The 17,570-nt window shown below is 72.1% G+C and carries 17 protein-coding genes; 9 read left to right on the top strand and 8 right to left on the bottom strand.

All coding sequences use genetic code 11. The features are described 5' to 3' along the window. The first annotated feature begins 45 nt into the window (after positions 1-45). From IG99_RS23095 to IG99_RS23085, 3 genes are all read left to right on the top strand, one after another. Entirely contained in the window at positions 46-267 is a 222-nt protein-coding gene (locus IG99_RS23095) for a hypothetical protein (RefSeq protein WP_037676771.1), read from the top strand. Between the two features lie 94 nt (positions 268-361). After that, positions 362-1,849 (top strand): aminotransferase class I/II-fold pyridoxal phosphate-dependent enzyme, encoded by a 1,488-nt coding sequence (locus IG99_RS23090; protein ID WP_037676770.1) that lies wholly within the window; start codon positions 362-364, stop codon positions 1,847-1,849. A gap of 302 nt (positions 1,850-2,151) precedes the next feature. Then, positions 2,152-2,607 carry a cyclic nucleotide-binding domain-containing protein gene (locus tag IG99_RS23085; RefSeq protein ID WP_037676769.1) on the top strand — a complete coding sequence of 152 codons (456 nt, stop codon included), beginning with the start codon at positions 2,152-2,154 and terminating at the stop codon, positions 2,605-2,607. 782 nt (positions 2,608-3,389) lie between these two features. Here IG99_RS23085 and IG99_RS23080 read toward each other — a convergent pair. The 5 genes from IG99_RS23080 to IG99_RS23060 all read right to left on the bottom strand — a co-directional run bounded on the left by IG99_RS23080 (position 3,390) and on the right by IG99_RS23060 (position 9,555). After that, a complete protein-coding gene (locus IG99_RS23080; RefSeq protein WP_037676768.1) occupies positions 3,390-4,697 on the bottom strand; it encodes an MFS transporter in 1,308 nt (435 codons plus the stop codon). A 98-nt stretch (positions 4,698-4,795) separates the two neighbouring features. Then, the gene (locus IG99_RS23075; RefSeq protein ID WP_037676767.1) at positions 4,796-6,625 is read right to left on the bottom strand and encodes a sensor histidine kinase; all 1,830 of its coding nucleotides are present in this window, start codon (positions 6,623-6,625) and stop codon (positions 4,796-4,798) included. Continuing rightward, complete coding sequence (locus IG99_RS23070; protein WP_051865790.1) at positions 6,622-7,335, bottom strand: response regulator transcription factor; 714 nt, start codon at positions 7,333-7,335, stop codon at positions 6,622-6,624. Before IG99_RS23070 ends, IG99_RS23075 begins: the two co-directional genes overlap by 4 nt. Before the next feature lie 19 nt (positions 7,336-7,354). Then, positions 7,355-8,089 carry a L,D-transpeptidase family protein gene (locus tag IG99_RS23065; RefSeq protein WP_037676765.1) on the bottom strand — a complete coding sequence of 245 codons (735 nt, stop codon included), beginning with the start codon at positions 8,087-8,089 and terminating at the stop codon, positions 7,355-7,357. Positions 8,090-8,130: 41 nt separating this feature from the next. Next, on the bottom strand, positions 8,131-9,555 hold the full coding sequence (locus IG99_RS23060) for a M1 family metallopeptidase (protein ID WP_037676764.1): 1,425 nt from the start codon (positions 9,553-9,555) through the stop codon (positions 8,131-8,133). 175 nt (positions 9,556-9,730) lie between these two features. Between IG99_RS23060 and IG99_RS23055 the strand changes: the two genes are divergently transcribed. After that, positions 9,731-10,081 (top strand): DUF488 domain-containing protein, encoded by a 351-nt coding sequence (locus IG99_RS23055; protein WP_037676763.1) that lies wholly within the window; start codon positions 9,731-9,733, stop codon positions 10,079-10,081. Between the two features lie 26 nt (positions 10,082-10,107). On the opposite strand, the gene IG99_RS23050 is transcribed toward IG99_RS23055, so the two are convergent. Together IG99_RS23050 and IG99_RS23045 are read right to left on the bottom strand one after the other, a co-directional pair. Continuing rightward, the gene (locus tag IG99_RS23050; protein ID WP_037676762.1) at positions 10,108-11,781 is read right to left on the bottom strand and encodes an FAD-binding dehydrogenase; all 1,674 of its coding nucleotides are present in this window, start codon (positions 11,779-11,781) and stop codon (positions 10,108-10,110) included. Positions 11,782-11,848: 67 nt separating this feature from the next. After that, positions 11,849-12,481 carry a TetR/AcrR family transcriptional regulator gene (locus tag IG99_RS23045; RefSeq protein ID WP_037676761.1) on the bottom strand — a complete coding sequence of 211 codons (633 nt, stop codon included), beginning with the start codon at positions 12,479-12,481 and terminating at the stop codon, positions 11,849-11,851. Positions 12,482-12,587: 106 nt separating this feature from the next. On the opposite strand from IG99_RS23045, the gene IG99_RS23040 reads away from it, so the two are divergent. Beyond that, complete coding sequence (locus IG99_RS23040) at positions 12,588-13,214, top strand: alpha-ketoglutarate-dependent dioxygenase AlkB (RefSeq protein WP_037676760.1); 627 nt, start codon at positions 12,588-12,590, stop codon at positions 13,212-13,214. 162 nt (positions 13,215-13,376) lie between these two features. On the opposite strand, the gene IG99_RS23035 is transcribed toward IG99_RS23040, so the two are convergent. Next, a complete protein-coding gene (locus IG99_RS23035; protein WP_037676759.1) occupies positions 13,377-13,814 on the bottom strand; it encodes an Lrp/AsnC family transcriptional regulator in 438 nt (145 codons plus the stop codon). Between the two features lie 169 nt (positions 13,815-13,983). Here IG99_RS23035 and IG99_RS23030 point away from each other — a divergent pair, with 169 nt between their 5' ends. From IG99_RS23030 to IG99_RS23015, 4 genes are read left to right on the top strand one after another with little or no spacing between them, the layout of a single operon-like run. Then, positions 13,984-15,258, top strand: a complete 1,275-nt coding sequence (locus tag IG99_RS23030; RefSeq protein ID WP_037676758.1) for an ArgE/DapE family deacylase — start codon at positions 13,984-13,986, stop codon at positions 15,256-15,258. Beyond that, positions 15,255-15,500 carry a hypothetical protein gene (locus IG99_RS23025; protein ID WP_037676757.1) on the top strand — a complete coding sequence of 82 codons (246 nt, stop codon included), beginning with the start codon at positions 15,255-15,257 and terminating at the stop codon, positions 15,498-15,500. The genes IG99_RS23030 and IG99_RS23025 overlap by 4 nt, the downstream gene beginning before the upstream one ends. A 51-nt stretch (positions 15,501-15,551) precedes the next feature. After that, the gene (locus tag IG99_RS23020; RefSeq protein ID WP_037676756.1) at positions 15,552-16,298 is read left to right on the top strand and encodes an MBL fold metallo-hydrolase; all 747 of its coding nucleotides are present in this window, start codon (positions 15,552-15,554) and stop codon (positions 16,296-16,298) included. 9 nt (positions 16,299-16,307) lie between these two features. After that, the gene (locus tag IG99_RS23015; RefSeq protein WP_037676755.1) at positions 16,308-17,561 is read left to right on the top strand and encodes a DUF4032 domain-containing protein; all 1,254 of its coding nucleotides are present in this window, start codon (positions 16,308-16,310) and stop codon (positions 17,559-17,561) included. Positions 17,562-17,570 lie beyond the last annotated feature (9 nt).

Below are 17,570 nucleotides of genomic sequence, written 5' to 3'. Positions count from 1 at the left end.
TGGCCGGAAGGTCATCGAAGCGCGGCGAACGGGTACGCGGACGCCATGACCGATGTCGTGGACTCAGACGAATTGCTGCGCCGGATCCAGCGGGCCAGGGCCTGCGCGGAGGAGGAGACGCGGATCTGGCGGACGCGGGGCGAGGAGCTGGAGCAGACCGATCCGGGCGGAGCGCGCGACGCGGTCGTGCGGGGACTGGCGTACGAGGCGGTGCTCAGGGTGCTGGACGAGATAGTCAAGCCCGGAGCGCGCACCGAGCAGGGGTGAACCGCCGGCCGACGGCGGGCACCGGGAGGAACGCGATGCCGTCGGCCCCTGCCGGGCGTTGATTGGCGGTCGTCGGCAGGGGAACCCGTGTCGCATGGCTGTCGATCACACCCGCGCACCGATTCTGGAAGCCCTGGCCGACTATCACCGCAAGGGGCGGCTGTCGTTCACGCCGCCCGGGCACAAGCAGGCGCGTGGCGCCGATCCGGCGGTGCGGCAGGTGCTGGGGGACGCGGTCTTCCTCGGTGACCTCCTGGCGTCCGGCGGCCTGGACGACCGGCTCACCCGGGGGCAGGTGCTGGAGCGGGCCGAGAGGTTGATGGCCGACGCGGTCCACGCCGAGCACACCTTTTTCACCACGTGCGGGAGTTCCCTGTCCGTCAAGGCGGCGATGCTGTCGGTCGCAGGCCCGCACGAGAAGCTGCTGGTCGGCCGGGACGCGCACAAGTCGGTGGTGTCGGGCCTGATCATCTCCGGCATCGAGCCGGTGTGGGTCGAGCCCCGCTGGGACGCGCGACGGCATCTGGCCCATCCCCCGTCTCCCGAGGAGTACGAGGCCGCGTTCGAGGCGCATCCGGACGCGAGGGGCGCCTTGATCACCAGTCCGACGCCGTACGGCGGCTGCGCCGATCTGCGGGCGGTGGCCGAGGTCTGCCACCGGCGCTCGGTGCCGCTGATCGTGGACGAGGCGTGGGGCGCCCATCTGCCCTTCCATCCCGACCTGCCGTCGTGGGCGATGGACGCGGGCGCCGACATCTGCGTGACGAGCATCCACAAGATGGGCAGCGGCCTGGAGCAGGGGTCCGTCTTCCACGTCCAGGGCGACCTCGTGCCGCCGCAATTGCTGAAGAACCGCGCGGACCTGCTGGGCACGACCAGCCCGTCGGTGCTGATCTTCGCCGGTCTCGACGGCTGGCGCCGGCAGATGGCGCTGCGCGGGCGGGAGGTCATGGGCGGTGCGCTGGGTCTCGCGGCGGAGGTCCGGGCGGCGATCGAGGAGATCGACGGGTTGCACGTCAACGACCGCGCCGACTTCTGCGGTCCCGGGCTGGCCGACGACTTCGACCCGCTCCCGGTCGTCATCGACGTCTCCGGGCTCGGGATCACGGGCTTCCGGGCGGCGGACTGGCTGCGCGAGGAGCGGCACCTGGACGCCCATCTGACCGACCACCGCCGCATCGGCGCGCAGATCACCCACGGGGACGACCAGGAGACGACCGACGAGCTGCTGGCCGCGCTGAAGGACCTCGCGCGGGCGGCGCCGGACCTGGCGCCGGCTCCGCGGGTGGACGTGCCGTCCCCTTCCGAACTGCGCATGGACCAGGCCATGTTGCCTCGGGACGCGTTCTTCGGACCCGCCGAGGACGTGCCGGTGGGCGAGGCCGCCGGGCGGATCGCCGCGGAGATGGTGACGCCGTACCCGCCCGGGATCCCGGCGGTCCTGCCCGGCGAACGGCTCACCGAACCGGTGCTGCGCTATCTGCGCACCGGCCTGGCGGCGGGCATGCACCTGCCCGACCCGGGCGACCCGGAACTGGAGACGGTCCGGGTGGTCGCGGGCGACGCGGGGGGCGCGGAGTGAGTGTGCGGATACGTCGCGCGACAGCAGAGGGGCACGAAGTGAAACAGGTCACGCGGCCGGGTTTCGAGGCGCGAAATCCCTGTGGATGGTTTACGGTTCATTCATAAGTGGTCACGGGGTCGACTGTATCCGTCCCCCGGCGCCACCTCTGACGGCCCTGGCTGGCCTCCCCCGTCCAGCCAGGGCTTTTTCATGTCTTCGGGCAAAACCTCCGGTACGCCGAGGTGCCCATGGCGCCGCGAGCGGCTGAAATGGGCGTAGGGAAAGCACCGCATCCGCCCTTCGGCGAGGAGCTCCGCGCCATGACCAAAGCGATCAAACTCCTGACCGCCCTCCCCCCGCCCCAGCGCGAGCGGCTGATGACACTCGCCCGGGAGGTGCACTTCCCGGAGGACACCCGCATCTTCGAGGCGGGTGGCACCGCCGACCGCTTCTGGGTGATCCGCTCGGGCGCGGTCTCCCTCGTCCAGGAGGTGACGCCGCGCCGACGCGTGACCGTGGCCGGCCTGGGCGCCGGGGACATGCTCGGCTGGTCCTGGCTCTTCCCGCCGTACCAGTGGGACTTCGGCGCGGAGGCCTTCAGCCCCGTACGGGCCTACGAGTTCGAGGCGCGGCCGGTGCTCAAGCTGTGCGAGGAGGATCCGGCACTGGGAATGTCGCTGGTCCGCGTCGTGGCCGAGATCCTCGCGCACCGGCTGGAGATGACCCGTGGCAAGCTCATGGACGCGTACTCGTCGCCCCGGCGCGGGCGGTTCTAGGCACCGTGCGCCGGATGCGCCGGCGGCACGGGCGCGGCTCGTGGGCGGTCCCGTGGGATGAATGCGTCGGCGGCATGGCGGACGCTCCTGGGCGCACCGGTCGGAGGCGTCGACGACACCGCCGTGCGTGTCGGATGCGCCGGCGGCACGGGCGCGGCTCGTGGACGCACCGGTGGGATACGTGGACGACACGGCAGTGACTCGTGAGCGCACCGGTCGGAGCCGTCGATGGCAAGGGCGCGGCTCCTGGGCGCACCGGTCGGAGGCATCGACGACACGGCAGTGACTCGTGAGCGCACCGGTCGGAGCCGTCGATGGCACGGGCGCGGCTCCCGGGCGCACCGGTCGGAGGCATCGACGGCACGACGGTGACCCGTAGGCACACCGGTCGGAGCCGTCGATGGCAAGGGCGCGGCTCCCGGGCGCACCGGTCGGAGGCATCGACGGCACGACGGTGACCCGTAGGCACACCGGTCGGAGCCGTCGACGGCACGGGCGCGGCTCCCGGGCGCACCGGTCGGAGGCATCGACGACACGACGGTGACCCGTAGGCACACCGGTCGGAGCCGTCGACGGCACGGGCGCGGCTCCCGGGCGCACCGGTCGGATGCATCGACGACACGACGGTGACCCGTAGGCACACCGGTCGGAGGCATCGACGACACGACGGTGCCCCGTAGGCACACCGGTCGGAGGCGTTGACGACATGGCACTGGCTCGTCGGCGCGCCGGTCCGAGGCGTCGGTGCGCGGCCCGGCGTCGGGCGGCTGTAGGTTCGCCGGTCAGATTCTGTAGCGGCGCAGGGCCGGCGCCGTCGCGGCGAGGGCCAGCATGAGGGCGACCACCAGCAGGCCGCCGCCCGCGACGGCCGAACGGGGGCCGAACGCCGAGCCCGCCGTGCCGTGCAGGACGTCGGCGAGTCGGGGGCCGCCGGCCACCACGACCGTGAAGACGCCCTGCATACGGCCGCGCATCTCATCCGTGGCCGCGGACAGCAGGATCGCCCCGCGGAAGACCATCGAGACCATGTCGGCGACCCCGGCGGCGGCCAGGAACACCACCGCGAGCCACAGGCTGCCGCTCATTCCGAACCCCGCGATCGCCGCGCCCCAGGCGACGACCGCGCCGATGACCATCCAGCCGTGCCGTCGGGCCCGGGAGAAGGTGCCCGAGAACAGCCCGCCGAGGACCGCGCCGATGGGGATCGCCGCGAACAGCAGGCCGAGGGCGAGCCCTTCGCCGTACGACGCGTAGGTCTCGGCGGCGAGCTGCGGGAACAGGGCGCGGGGCATGCCGCAGACCATGGCGATGATGTCGGCGAGGAAGGACAGCAGCAGCACCTTGTGCCCGGCGATGTAGCGGAAACCCTCCACTATCTGCCGTATCCCCGCCCGGCGCACGGCCGTCGCCGTGAGCGGCGGCAGCGGGGGCAGCCGCAGCACCGCCCACAGCGTGACGCACAGCGCGACGGCGTCGATGAGGTACAGCTCGGGCAGGCCGACCACGGGGATGAGGGCACCGGCGAGCAGCGGTCCCGCGACCAGGCCGGTCTGCATTACGGTCGAGCCGAGGGCGTTGGCGGCGGCCAGTTCGTCGGCGGGGACCAGACGGGCGATGGACGCGTTGCGGGCGGGCGAGTTGAGGCCGAAGAACGCCTGCTGCGCGGCGAGCAGCACCATGAGGACCGCCACCGAGTCGAGTCCCCCGACGGCCTGGAGCCAGAACAGCACCGAGGTGACGGCGATACCGCCGTTGGTGACCAGCAGCAGCTTGCGCCGGTCCACCGTGTCGGCGACCGCGCCGCCCCACAGCGCGAACATCACCATGGGCACGAGCCCGGCGAGGCTGGCGTAGCCCACCCAGGCGGAGGAACCGGTGATGTCGTAGATCTGCTTGGGCACGGCGACGGCGGTGAGCTGACTGCCGACGGCCGTGACGACGGTCGAGGACCACAGCCGGCGATAGGCCGGACGGCGCAACGGACGCGTGTCCATGGCCCACCGGCGCCACCCGCGCCGGGGCGTTCTGTCCTGACTCGGGGCGCCCTCGTCCTCGGTCCCCGCTGCGCTGCTGCTCTCGCTCGTGTCCACGCGCTTCCTGGTTGCTCGTTACATCTTTCGATTCGGGGATCACTATGGCAGGAGGTATCACCCCGGGACGTCGTGGCCGCCTGTCCGCCCGACACCGCTCACGCGTCAGACGGCGCCGCTCCACCCGGCAGCCGCAGGGTGAAGACGGCTCCCCGGCCCGGTCCGCTCGCCGCCGTCACCGTGCCGCCGTGCGCGGCGGCCAGGTCGCGCACGATGGCCAGGCCCAGCCCACTACCGCCGGTGCGGCGACTGCGGGACTTCTCCGCGCGCCAGAAGCGGTCGAAGACGTGCGGCAGGTCGTCGGGCGCGATGCCGCCGCCGGTGTCGCGCACCTCGATGACCACCTCCTCCCCCACGCGACGCGCGGTCAGCGTGACCGTGCCGTCGGGCGGGGTGTGGCGGATCGCGTTGCTGACGAGGTTGCCGAGCACCTGCCGCATGCGGACCGGGTCGGCGTCCAGCCAGGGTCCGTCGTCCGCCTCGGTGCGCAGGGCGACCCCGGCTGTGTCGGCGGCGACGCGGTGGGCCGCCGAGACCTGGTCGAGCAGGTCGCCGCAGCTCACGGGCTCCCGGTGCAGCCGCAGGGTGCCGGCGTCGGCGGCGGCGAGGTCCTGGAGGTCGTCGATGACGCGCTGGAGGACGAGGGCCTCGTCGTGCAGGGAGGCGAGCAGCGTCGGGGCCGGCTCGACGACGCCGTCCCGGGTGACCTCCAGCCAGCCGCGGATGTTGGTGAGCGGGCTGCGCAGCTCGTGGGCGATGTCGCTGACCATGGCCTTGCGCTGGGCCTCCAGGCGTTCCCGGCGTTCGGTGAGGTCGTTGAACGCCTCCGCGAGAATGCCGGTCTCGTCCCGGGTGGTGACCGGCACGCGCGCGTGCGCCTCCGGCGGCTGCTGGGCGGCCTCGGTCAGGGCGCGCAGGGGCCGTACGAGACGGGTGGCGAGGACGGCGGTCACGGCGACCGTCACCGCGAGGACCAGACCGGCGGCGCCGACGACCTTCGCCTTGTTGGCCGGGGACATGTCGAACCGGGGCGCGATGCTGTCCCCGCCGCCCAGGAACAGCTCGGCGGCGGGCGCGACATAGGGGTCGAGCTGGGAGCGGCGCGCGGTGTCGGTGCAGTACCGCACGTCCCGCTCGTCGATGCCCCGGGCGGCGAACTTCTCCGAGAGGAAGCGCGAGCCGATGGACCGGTCGGTGATGTCGACGCCCTCGTACGCGAGTGCGGCATCGGGAAGGCCGAGACGCTTCAGGCACGGCTGGGCGAGCTTCTCGAGGTGGGCCAGGGCCTTCTTCTCGGTGCGCACCAGGGTGTTGAGCCGACCGTCGGCGCACGCGTCGGGCACGTATGCGGGGGCCGCGCCCGTGTCGGAGTCCTCCAGGGCGGGGCGGCCGCTGGGCGTCCGGACGATGTCGGTCTCGATGCCGTTGCGGGCGAAACACCGCCTCCGGGCCTCGGCCGCCGCGTCCAGCTCGGTCCGCTCCCCGGTGGTCAGCCGGTACGGGCCCACCACCCGCGGGTCGATGCCGCTGCGCTGGGCGCCGGGCTCGGTGGAGGTGTCGGTGCGCAGGGGGTCGACGGTGGCGGCGGCGCGCGGCGGCAGTGAGGTGCCGCGCGGTGCGGAGTCGGCGATCGGGGTGCGATCGGCCGTGGTGAGGGCGATGCGCCGGCCGGTCCTCGCCGACAAGGTCCTTACGGTCTCCTCGACGCCGTGCCAGTCGGGGTGGGTCGCGGCGTAGCCGCTCAGGCGGGCGAGGACGTCCATGTCCTCGGCGAGGACCTGGCCCTGCTCCTCGCGCAGGGCCCGGGTGGTGGTCTCCACGGCCAGCCAGGCCGTCGCCGTCACGGAGCAGACGGCGATCAGGACGGAGGCGCTCAGCAGCCGGACCAGCAGCCGTTTGCGCAGCGGTATCCGGGGCCGGGCGCTCATGTGCGCCCGCCCCCCGGTCTGAAGCTCCCGCTGAGCTTGTAGCCGACGCCGAAGACGGTGAGCAGCCGGACCGGTCGGCGCGGGTCCGGCTCGACCTTCCTGCGCAGGTTCATGATGTGCACGTCGACGGCCCGTTCCGTGGAGGCACGGTCGAAGCCGCGGGTGAACTGGAGCAACTGTCGCCGGGTGAAGACCCGTTCGGGTTCGGCCGCCATGGCGAGGAGGATCTCGAACTCGGCCGGGGTGCACTCCACCGGTTCATCGTCGCACCGCACCTCGTGCCGCCGCGGGTCGACGGCGATCCCGGCGGCGCGGACGACGGGGTCCGCGTACCGGTCGGCGGCCCGGCCGCTGCGCCGCAGGACGGTGCGGATACGAGCCATCAGCTCGCGCGGACTGTAGGGCTTGGTCATGTAGTCGTCGGCGCCCAGCTCCAGTCCGAGCAGGACATCGTCCTCGGCGGAGCGCGCGGTGAGCATCAGCACCGGGATGTCGTCGTTCCGGCGCAGCACCCGGCACACCCCGAAGCCGTCGATCACGGGAAGCATGAGGTCGAGGACGACGAGGTCCGGCCGCTGCTCACGGACCGCGTCCAGCGCGGCGGGGCCGTCGTGGACGACGGTGGCGGAGTGGCCCTCCGCGAGGAGGGAGCGCCGGATGAGTTCGGCCTGCATCTCGTCGTCCTCGGCGACCAGCACATGTGCGCACACGTGAGCGAATCCTAGGTGCTCAGCGGGCCAGGGAGGCCCGGTCACCCATGACGACGACGGGGTGGGCGTCGGGGTCGAGTTCGAGGAGCAGGTCCTTCATGTGCGCGCGGTCGATGCTGACGCAGCCGTGGGTGGGCCCGTCGTGGTCGACGTGCAGCCAGATACCGCCGCCCCGGCCGGCGCCCAGGGGGCGGGCCCAGTCGAGGGGCGAAGTGCCGGGCTCGCGGTTGTAGTTGATGGCGATGACGTAGTCGAAGGATCCGGTCAGGGGCTCGCCCTCGAAGCCGGTGCCGGGCGCGGTGAAGCCGATGGAGCGGTCGTACGGCAGCCGGGTGCCGGGGTCACGGAGCAGACCGCCGGCGTCGGTGAGGGTGTAGACGCCGACGGGCGAGCGCAGGTCGCCGGCCGTGTGGTGGCCGGTCCAGCCCTTGAGCGCGTTGTGCGCGGGCCAGCTCGGGCCCGCCTTCCAGCCGGCCCCGGTGCGCTCGTAGAGCACGACGGTCGACTGCGGGGAGTTCTTGCCACGCCCGGTGACCAGCACCACCTGCCGTGACTCGCGCGGTACTTGGGCCCAGGTCCTGGGACCGATGCCGGGCACCTGCTGGGGGGCCACGTCGAGGGAGACCTCGGGGCCGGGCGCGGGTGGGTGCGAGGTCACCGAGGAGGTGGCGGAGGTGGCCGCGGCACCGCCGCCGCATCCGGTGAGCAGGAGGGACGCGGCGAGCAGCGCAGCACGGGGACTGTGTCTGATCATGAGGCGAGCGTGACCGGGAGTTGTGAGGAACTGGTCAGGTTCTATGTTCTGTCGGGCTTGCCGGGTGTGTAGAGCCATGTCTCGAACAGCCTGTCCAGGTTCTTGCCGGACACACGTTCCGACAGGGCGACGAACTGTGCGGTCGTGCCGTGTCCGTCGCGGTGCCCGGTCGCCCAGGCCCGCAGGATCCGCTGGAAGGCGCGGTCGCCCACGGCGGTGCGCAGGGCGTGCAGGGCCATGGCGCCCCGCGCGTAGACGGGCGTGCCGAAGATGTTCGCGCCGCTGCCCGGGTCGCCCGGCGGGAACTCCCACAGGGGGTCGTCGGCGGGGCGGGCGTAGAGCGCGTCGAAGGTCTTCTGCGCGCTGTCGCCGCCGTGCTGCTCGGCGTAGAGCCACGCGGTGTAGGTCGCGAAGCCCTCGTTGAGCCAGATGTCCTTCCAGGTGGTGAGGGAGACGGAGTCGCCGAACCACTGGTGGGCACTCTCGTGGACAAGGGTGGACAGGCTCGGCGCGGAGTCGTACACGGGCCGGGTCTGGGTCTCCAGCGCGAACCCGACGTTCGGGGCACGGTCGACGATGGAGCCGGCGGCGCGGTACGGGTAGGGCCCGAACAGCTTGCTCTCCCACTCCAGGACGGACGGCAGCTTCTTGAGCACCGGCGCGGCGGCGCCGGCCTCCCGGGGGTCGACGGCGTTGTAGACCTGGATGCCGTCGCGGGTCGTGTACTGCTCGACCTTGAACTTCCCGACCGTCGCGGTGGCGAGGTAGGCGGCCATCGGTTCGGGCTGGTGCCAGCGGAAGGTGGTCCTGCCGTGGGCGGTCCGGCTGCCGCGCAGGACGCCGTTGGCGACCGCCGTGTGCCCCTGGGGGACTGTGATCGTGAAGTCGTACGACGCCTTGTCGGTGGGATGGTTGTTGGCGGGGAACCAGGTCATGGCGCCCTGCGGCTCCCCGGCGACGAACGCTCCGTCGTCGGTGGGGATCCAGCCGTCGAGGGAGCCGTCGGGGTCGGTGACCGGGCCGGGCTTGCCGGTGTAGGTGACGGTGACGCGGAACCACTGGCCCTTGCGCAGGGCGCGGCGGGGGGTGACGACGAGTTCCTGTCCGGCACGGCGGTGGTCGGCCCTGATGTGGTCGACGGTGAGTCCGGTGACCTTCAGTCCTTGCAGGTCGAGGTCGAACCGGGTGAGCCGCTGGGTGGCGCGGGCGGTGAGGACCGCCTTGCCGTCGAGGCGGCGCCCGGCTGGGTCGTAACGGAGGGTCAGATCGTAGTGGCCGACGTGGTAGCCACCGTTGCCGGCGAGCGGGAAGTAGGGGTCGCCGACGCCGGAGGCGCCCGTCGTCGTGGCCGCCGCGGGTCCGGCGGCCGCGAGCAGCGCCGCGAGGGCGACGGGGACGGTCACGACGACGGCCTCGCGGCGCAGGACATGGGTGCGTCTCGCGGGCTGCTGCCGAGGGTGCGTCACATGCGCTCCTTGGGGGGTGGAGGGTGGTCAACCGCCCCCAGACTAGGCGCGTCCCCAGGTCGATCGCCCCTCGTTCAGGTCAAGTTCCGCGCGCGTCGCGGGACGGCCGCCGCACCTGCTCCGGGCTGCGGCAGTACGCTCCCGACAGCACCCGCCCCGCGAGAAAGGCCGGCCCGTGAGCGTCCGAGTGCGTCGCGTCTACGAACCGCCCGAGCCCGAGGACGGCGTGCGTGTCCTCGTCGACCGGTTGTGGCCGCGGGGTGTCTCCAAGGACGCGGCGCGGGTCGACGAGTGGCCCAAGGGCCTGACGCCGTCGACCGAGCTGCGCCGCTGGTACCACGCGGGCGAGGGGTCCTACGAGGAGTTCGCCCGCCGGTACGAGGCGGAGCTCGCCGAGCCGGAGGCGGCGGAACTCGTCGACCACGTCCGCGGCTTGGCCCGCGAGGGCACGGTGACGTTGGTGACCTCGGCGAAGGAGCCGGAGGAGAGCCATGTGGCGGTGCTGGTGCGCCTCCTGAAGGCCTAGGAGGCGCACCGGCGTCGGCGTCGAGGTCAGCCCGTCTGCTTCGCCGCCGCCCGGCCCGCCGCGCGGCCGGAGAAGAGGCAACCGCCGAGGAAGGTGCCCTCGAGGGCGTTGTAGCCGTGGACGCCGCCGCCGCCGAAGCCGGCGACCTCGCCCGCCGCGTACAGGCCCTCGATGGGCTGTCCGTCGGTGCCGAGGGCACGTGAGTCTAGGTCGGTCTGGATGCCTCCGAGGGTCTTGCGGGTGAGGACGTGCAGCTTGACGCCGATCAGCGGGCCCGCCTCCGGGTCGAGGATGCGGTGCGGGGTGGCGACCCGGCCGAGGCGGTCGCCGACGTAGCGGCGGGCGTTGCGGATGCCCTGCACCTGGGCGTCCTTGGCGTAGGGGTTGGTGATCTGGAGATCGCGGGCCTCGATCTGGCGGCGCACCTCGGCGGCGTCGAGCAGTGCCTTGTCGGTCAGCCCGTTCATCTTCTCGACGAGCTGTTCGAGGGTGTCGGCGATCACGAAGTCCGCGCCGTTGCGCAGGAACGCCTGGACCGGGGCGGGCGCCCCCTTGCCGAGGAGGCGGTCGCGCAGAACGGCCCGCCGGTCCTTGGCGGTGATGTCGGGGTTCTGCTCGGAGCCGGAGAGGGCGAACTCCTTCTCGACGATCTTCCGGGTGAGGATGAACCAGGAGTGGTCGTGTCCCGCGATGTCCTCGGTGGTGCGCAGGTGCTTGAGGGTGCTGAGGGTGTCGTACCCCGGCAGGCACGGCTCCGGCAGTCGGCGGCCAAGGGCGTCGAACCACATCGAGGACGGACCGGGCAGGATGCGGATGCCGTGGCCGGGCCAGATGGAGTCCCAGTTCTGGACGCCCTCGGTGTAGTGCCACATGCGGTCGCGGTTGACCAGCCGGACGCCCGCGTCGGCGCTGATGTCGAGCATGCGGCCGTCGACGTAGGCGGGCACGCCGGTGACCATCTCGGCGGGCGGGGTGCCCAGCCGCTCGGGCCAGTGGCGGCGGACGATGTCGTGATTGGCGCCGATGCCGCCGCTGGTGACGATCACGGCCTGCGCGGTCAGCTCGAACTCGCCGATCGCGTCCCGGTTGGAGGCGACACCGCGCGGCGAGTCGTCCTCGGCGAGCACCGTGCCGCGTACGCCGCGCGCCACGCCGTCCTCGATGACGAGGGCGTCGACCCGGTGGCGGTGGTGGAAGGTGAGGAGGCCGTCGCGGGAGGCCTGCTTGGCGTAGTCGGCGAACGGCTCGACCACGCCCGTGCCGGTGCCCCAGGCGACGTGGAAGCGCGGGACGGAGTTGCCGTGCCCGTCGGCGCGCAGGTCGCCGCGCTCCGCCCAGCCGACGGTGGGCAGCAGCTTGATGCCGTGCCCCTCCAGCCAGGACCGCTTCTCGCCGGCCGCGAACTCGACGTAGGCGCGCGCCCAGCGCACTGCCCAGGAGTCCTCGTCCTCGACGCGGTCGAACCGCGCGCTGCCCTGCCAGTCGTTCCAGGCGAGGTCGAAGGAGTCCTTGATGCCGAGGCGGCGCTGTTCCGGGGAGTCGACGAGGAAGAGCCCGCCGAAGGACCAGAACGCCTGGCCGCCGAGGTTGGCGGCGTTCTCCTGGTCGACCAGGGCGACGCGCCTGCCCCTGCTGGTGAGTTCGTGCGCCGCGACCAGGCCCGCGAGGCCGGCTCCGACGACGATGACGTCCGCATCCATGGCGACCGTTGCCCTTTCTCCTGAAGGAGTCGTGAGTGGTGTCGTTGAGGTGGTGTCGTTCCGGGTGTCACTCGGTGGTGCCGCTGCCGTCCGTCAGCAGCGCGGTGAGCAGTTGCTTGAGCCAGGCGCGGGCGCGGTCCACGTCCTTGTCCAGCAGCAGTTGGGTGGTGACCCCGTCGTACGCGGCGACCACCGCGTGGGCGGCGGACTCCGCGTCGCCGAGGACGGCGGGCAGCGCGGTGTGGCCCCGGGCCCGGGCGAGCCGGTCGGCGACCGCGCCGCGCAGCCTTGCCCGGTGTTCCAGCAGGGACTGCGCCACGGCGGGGTCCCGGGCGGCGTGCACCAGGAAGTCGGTCTTGACCAGCAGCCAGTCGAGGTCGAGGAGCAGGACATCGGTGACGCGGTCCACGGAGGCCGGCACGTCGAGGTCGGGCTCCGGTCCGTCACTGGCGAGCGCGTCGGCGACCTGCCGGGCGATGAGGTCGGCGCGCTCCTGGTAGAGCGCGAAGAACAGTTCGTCCAGGGTGTCGAAGTTGGAGTAGAAGGCGCCCCTGCTGTAGCCGGCGGCTTCGCAGACCTCCTCGATCGACACCCGGCCGAACCCCTTGGCGGCGAACACGGCGAACGCGGCGTCGAGGAGGTTGGCCCGCGTGCGGACGCGGCGGCGGGTCACCCGACCGGTGATCTGCTGTGCGGCCATCTCTCACCCCTCCCGTTCGATACGGAAATGTATCCGATACACCAGTGCATCGAAAAGAGAGTTGTCCACAGAACACACTTTCGATTCACGGGGTAGGCTGGAGCGCATGGCCGCGCACCTCCAGGGCTCCCTCTTCGACCAGGCCGACGAGCTGCGGCTCGGCAACCTCGACGGGATCCGCCGGACCGAACTCGGCCGTGGCGCCTGGCTCGACGAACTGCCCGGCTGGCTCAGCGGCTCGGACGAGCTGTTCGAACAGCTGGCGGCAGAGGTGCCGTGGCGCGCCGAGCGCCGCAAGATGTACGACCACGTCGTGGACGTCCCCCGGCTGCTGGCGTTCTACGGCCCGGACGACCCGCTGCCCCATCCGGTGCTGGCCGAGGCGCGCCGGGCCCTCTGCGCGCACTACGCCGACGAGCTCGGCGAGCCTTTCACCACGGCGGGCCTGTGCTACTACCGCGACGGACGCGACAGCGTCGCCTGGCACGGCGACCGGATCGGACGCGGTGCCCACGAGGACACCATGGTCGCCATCCTCTCCGTGGGCACCCCGCGCGACCTGCTGCTGCGCCCGATGGGCGGGGGCAGCGCCGTGCGGCATCCGCTGGGGCACGGCGATCTGATCGTGATGGGCGGCTCCTGCCAGCGGACCTGGGAGCACTCCGTACCGAAGAGCACACGCGCCACGGGACCGCGCATCAGCATCCAGTTCCGCCCGCAGGGCGTGCAGTAGGGCGACCCGGGCCGAATATGAACCCGCGCGGATGCCGACGTCGGCCGTCGCGGCCGCATCAGCTGCGCTTCGTGCCGCCGAAGGGCAGGCGTGGGTCGGAGGCGAGGACGGCATTGACGAAGGCCGCTCCGCGGAAGGTCGCGACGGGGCGGTGAAGTCCCGTCACTTCCTGGGGCGGTTGATCAGCCGGGAGAGGACGATGACGCTCTCGGTCCGGTCGATGTGTCTGGCCTCGCGGACTCGCTGGACCGCCCGTTCCAGGTGGGGAATGTCCCGGGCCAGCATGTGCACCATCGCGTCCGCGGCACCGGACACGGTGCACGCTTCGACGACCTCGGGTATCTCCTCGAGCTCCCGCCTGAGCACGTCCGGTGTCGCATCACTCTTGCAGTAGACCTCGACGAACGCCTCGGTGCGCCAGCCCAGCGCCTGCGGATCGACGAGTGCGGTGAACCCCCGGATCGCTCCCGTGGCGACGAGCCGGTCGAGACGGCGTTTGGCAGCCGACGCGGACAGACCGGCGGCCTCACCGATCTCGGCATAGGTACTGCGCGCGTTGCGCATCACGCACAACAGGATGCGTTCGTCGATGGCGTCCATGCGTCGCATCACCCTTCACCGACCCGACAGTCACGCAAAGGATCGTCCACAAGCCCGTATCTACGCAAGAAACCATTGCCTGATCACAACGCATGATGATTGTTTGCACGCCTTCCGGACTTCTAGCATCGGCCCACCGCCCGCCACCCTGGATGAAGGTCCCTCCCGCATGCCCGCGACGCTGAGTTCTCTGGAAGCCGCCGCCCTCGCCGCGGTCGATGAAACGGCCATCGGCCGGATGCTGCTCGACCTGCTCGCCGTCCCCAGCGTGACCGGAAGCGACGCCGAGTCCGACCTGCAGCACGTCCTGGCCAAGCACCTGCGGGGTCTCGGACTGGACACCGATCTGTGGTCGATGGACCTGCCCGCACTGCGCGCCGCATCCGGGTTCCCCGGCACCGAGGCAGCGCGCAGTGAGGCCTGGGGCCTGGTCGGGCTGACCCCGGACGGTGGCGACGGCCCCACCCTGATCCTTCAGGGCCATGTCGACGTCGTGCCGCCCGGCGACCCGGCGCAGTGGGACGGTGACCCGTTCGCGCCCAGGACCGCCGGCGACATCGTGTACGGGCGCGGCGCCTGCGACATGAAGGCCGGAGTGGTCGCCAACCTGGCCGCCCTGGCAGCGATACGCGCCTCCGGCGCCCGGCTGCGCGGACGGGTCGCGGTGCACTTCGTGGTGAGTGAGGAGGACGGCGGCCTGGGCGCGTTCGGCACACTGCGCCGCGGCCACACCGGCGACGCCTGCATCATCACCGAGCCCACCGGCGGCACCCTGGTGACCGCGAACGCGGGCGCTCTGACCTTCCGTATCGAGGTACCCGGCAAGGCCACCCACGGCAGTACGCGGTACGCGGGAGTCAGCGCGATCGACGCCTACCTGCCCATCCATCAGGCCCTGGCCGCTCTGGAAGCCCGCCGAAACCTGCGGCCCGACCCGCTCATGGCCGAGTACCCCGTCCCTTATCCCCTGTCCGTGGGCAGCGTGAGCGCGGGCGACTGGGCGAGCAGCGTCCCCGACCTGCTGGTGGCCGAGGGCAGGCTCGGCGTCCGGCTCGACGAGGACCCGGCACAGGCGCGCGCCGAACTGGAGGAGTGCGTGGCCCGGGCCTGCGAGCGCGATCCCTGGCTGAGCGGACATCCGGCGAGAGTGACCTGGCCCGGCGGCCAGTACGCGAGCGGCCGCCTGAGGGCCGACAGCACGCTGCGCGACATGGTGCACGACGCGCACGCCGACGCCGTCGGCGGACCACGGATGCCGGAACGCGGTGCCCCCTACGGCAGTGACCTCCGGTTGTACTCCGCTGCGGGCATACCGACGCTGCACTTCGGCCCCGGTGACGTACGGCTGGCCCACGGCCCCCGTGAACAGGTGAAGGTCGGCGAGGTCCTCACCGTGGCCCGCACCCTGGTCCTCGCGGTCCTACGGAGCGTCGGCACCAAGTGATCTCCGGCGGCACGGCCGAGGGAGGGCTCCACCAGCCCGTCGTCGTCGCCTTCGCCTACGGCGTGGTCGGCTGGTCCGTGCCGATCGTGGTCAAGTACGCGGCGATCGTGGCCGCTTCGCTGGCGGTGATCCTGGTCGTGTACGAGTACCTGGTGCGCCGGGCCCGGGTGACGCGGTTCCTGTTCGGGATGCGTCCCGACGCCGGTGTGCGACCCGCCCCGCCGACCAGGCCGGTTCCCTGATCTGCTTTGCTGTGCCCCGTCGGGCTCGGACCTCACCACGGCGGGACCATCATGCGGGCAGAAGTGCAGCAAGTCGCCGACGGCACCTATCTGGTGCACGGCTCCAACACCAACTGGGTGATCCTCACCGAGGGGGACTCCGCCACCCTGGTCGACACGGGTTACCCGGGCGACCGCGAGCTGGTCCTCGACTCCCTGGCCCAGGTGGGCAGTTCGCCCGAGGCGGTCGCGGCCGTGCTGATCACCCACGCCCACAACGACCACCTGGGTTCGGCGGAGTACCTGCGGGCCGCCCACGGCACGCCGATCTACCTCCACGAGGCCGAAGTGCCGCACGCGCGCCGCGACTTCCTGCACCAGGTGAGCGTCGGCGAGGTGCTGAAGAACGGCTGGCGGCCCGGTGTGCTGCCGTGGGCGGTGCACGCGATCCGGTCCGGCGGCACCGCGAAGGTGCCGGTGAGCGCCCCCGAGCCGTTCCCGGCGTCCGGCGCGCTCGACCTGCCCGGCCGGCCCGTGCCCGTGCACACCCCCGGCCACACGCTCGGACACAGCGCCTTCCACCTGCCCGAGGCGGGTGTGCTGATCTCCGGCGACGCCCTGGTGAGCGGCCACCCGACCTCGCGGACGCGGGGCCCGCAGCTGCTGCCGGACATGTTCCACCACGAGCGCGGCCGTGCCGTCGCCTCCCTGGACGTGCTCGAAGGGCTGGCGGGCGACGTGCTGCTGCCGGGGCACGGGCCGGTGCACCGGGGCAGCGTGCGACGTGCGGCACAGCGCGCACGCGAGCTCGCGGTTTAAGGTCGGGCCATGGCATTGCAGATCAGCGCCACGAACCCGGAGCATCCCACGCTCCTGCTCACCCTGCCGTGGCAGCTGCCGCTGGAGGAGTGGCCCGAGGAGTACCTCGTGCCGCTGCCGCGCGGCATCTCCCGGCACGTCGTGCGGTACGCCCGCGCCGGTGACGAGGTCATCGCGGTCAAGGAGCTCGCCGAACGGCCCGCGCTGCGCGAGTACGAACTGCTGCGCGACCTCGACCGGATCGGCATCCCGTCGGTGGATCCCCTCGCCGTGGTCACCGGACGCCTCGACCAGGCGGGCGAGCCGCTGGAGCCGGTGCTGATCACCCGGCACCTCGGCGGCTCGATGCCGTACCGCTCGATGTTCGAGACGACCATGCGCCCGGCGACCATGCACCGGCTGATGGACGCGCTGGCCGTGCTGCTGGTCCGGCTGCACCTCGCCGGGTTCGCCTGGGGCGACTGCTCGCTGTCCAACACGCTCTTCCGCCGCGACGCGGGCGCCTACGCCGCCTATCTCGTGGACGCGGAGACCGGCGACCTGCATCCGCAGCTCAGCACCGGCCAGCGCGAGTACGACCTCGACCTGGCGCGCGTGAACATCAGCGGCGAGCTGCTGGACCTGGAGGCGTCGGGGGCGCTGCACCCCTCGGTGGACCCGATCGACTTCGGCACGGAGATCTGCGGCCGCTACGGCAGCCTGTGGGAGGAGCTGACCCGCACCTCGGTCTACCCGGCGGGCAAGTACCACTACATCGAGCGCCGGATCCGTCGGCTGAACGAGCTCGGTTTCGACGTGGCCGAGATGCAGATCGAGCACTCCGCCAACGGCGACACGGTCACCTTCGTGCCCAAGGTCGTCGACGCCGGTCACCACCAGCGGCAGCTGCTGCGCCTGACCGGCCTGGACACCGAGGAGAACCAGGCCCGGCGGCTGCTCAACGACCTGGAGAGCTGGATGGCCACCCAGGACGACTACGCGCCAGGCGACCCCCTCGCCGCCCGCCCCGAGGTGCTCGCCCACCGCTGGGTGCGGGACGTGTTCCGGCCGACCGTGCGCTCGGTGCCGATCGAACTGCGCGGCTCCATGGACCCGGCGGAGATCTACCACGAGCTCCTGGAGCACCGCTGGTACATGTCCGAGCACGCGCAGCACGACATCGGGCTCGACGTCGCCGTCGAGGACTACATCGACAACATCCTGCCGAAGGCCCGCGAGACGCTGGTTCCGACGACTCCGGACACGAGCCCGCTCACCGGGTGACCGGGTCCG

The organism is Streptomyces griseus subsp. griseus (genome assembly GCF_000720255.1).
Classification (GTDB): Bacteria; Actinomycetota; Actinomycetes; order Streptomycetales; family Streptomycetaceae; genus Streptomyces; species Streptomyces griseus_I.
The sequence above is the reverse complement of the archived record's forward strand: the minus strand, read 5'-3'. Positions and strand labels throughout refer to the sequence as shown.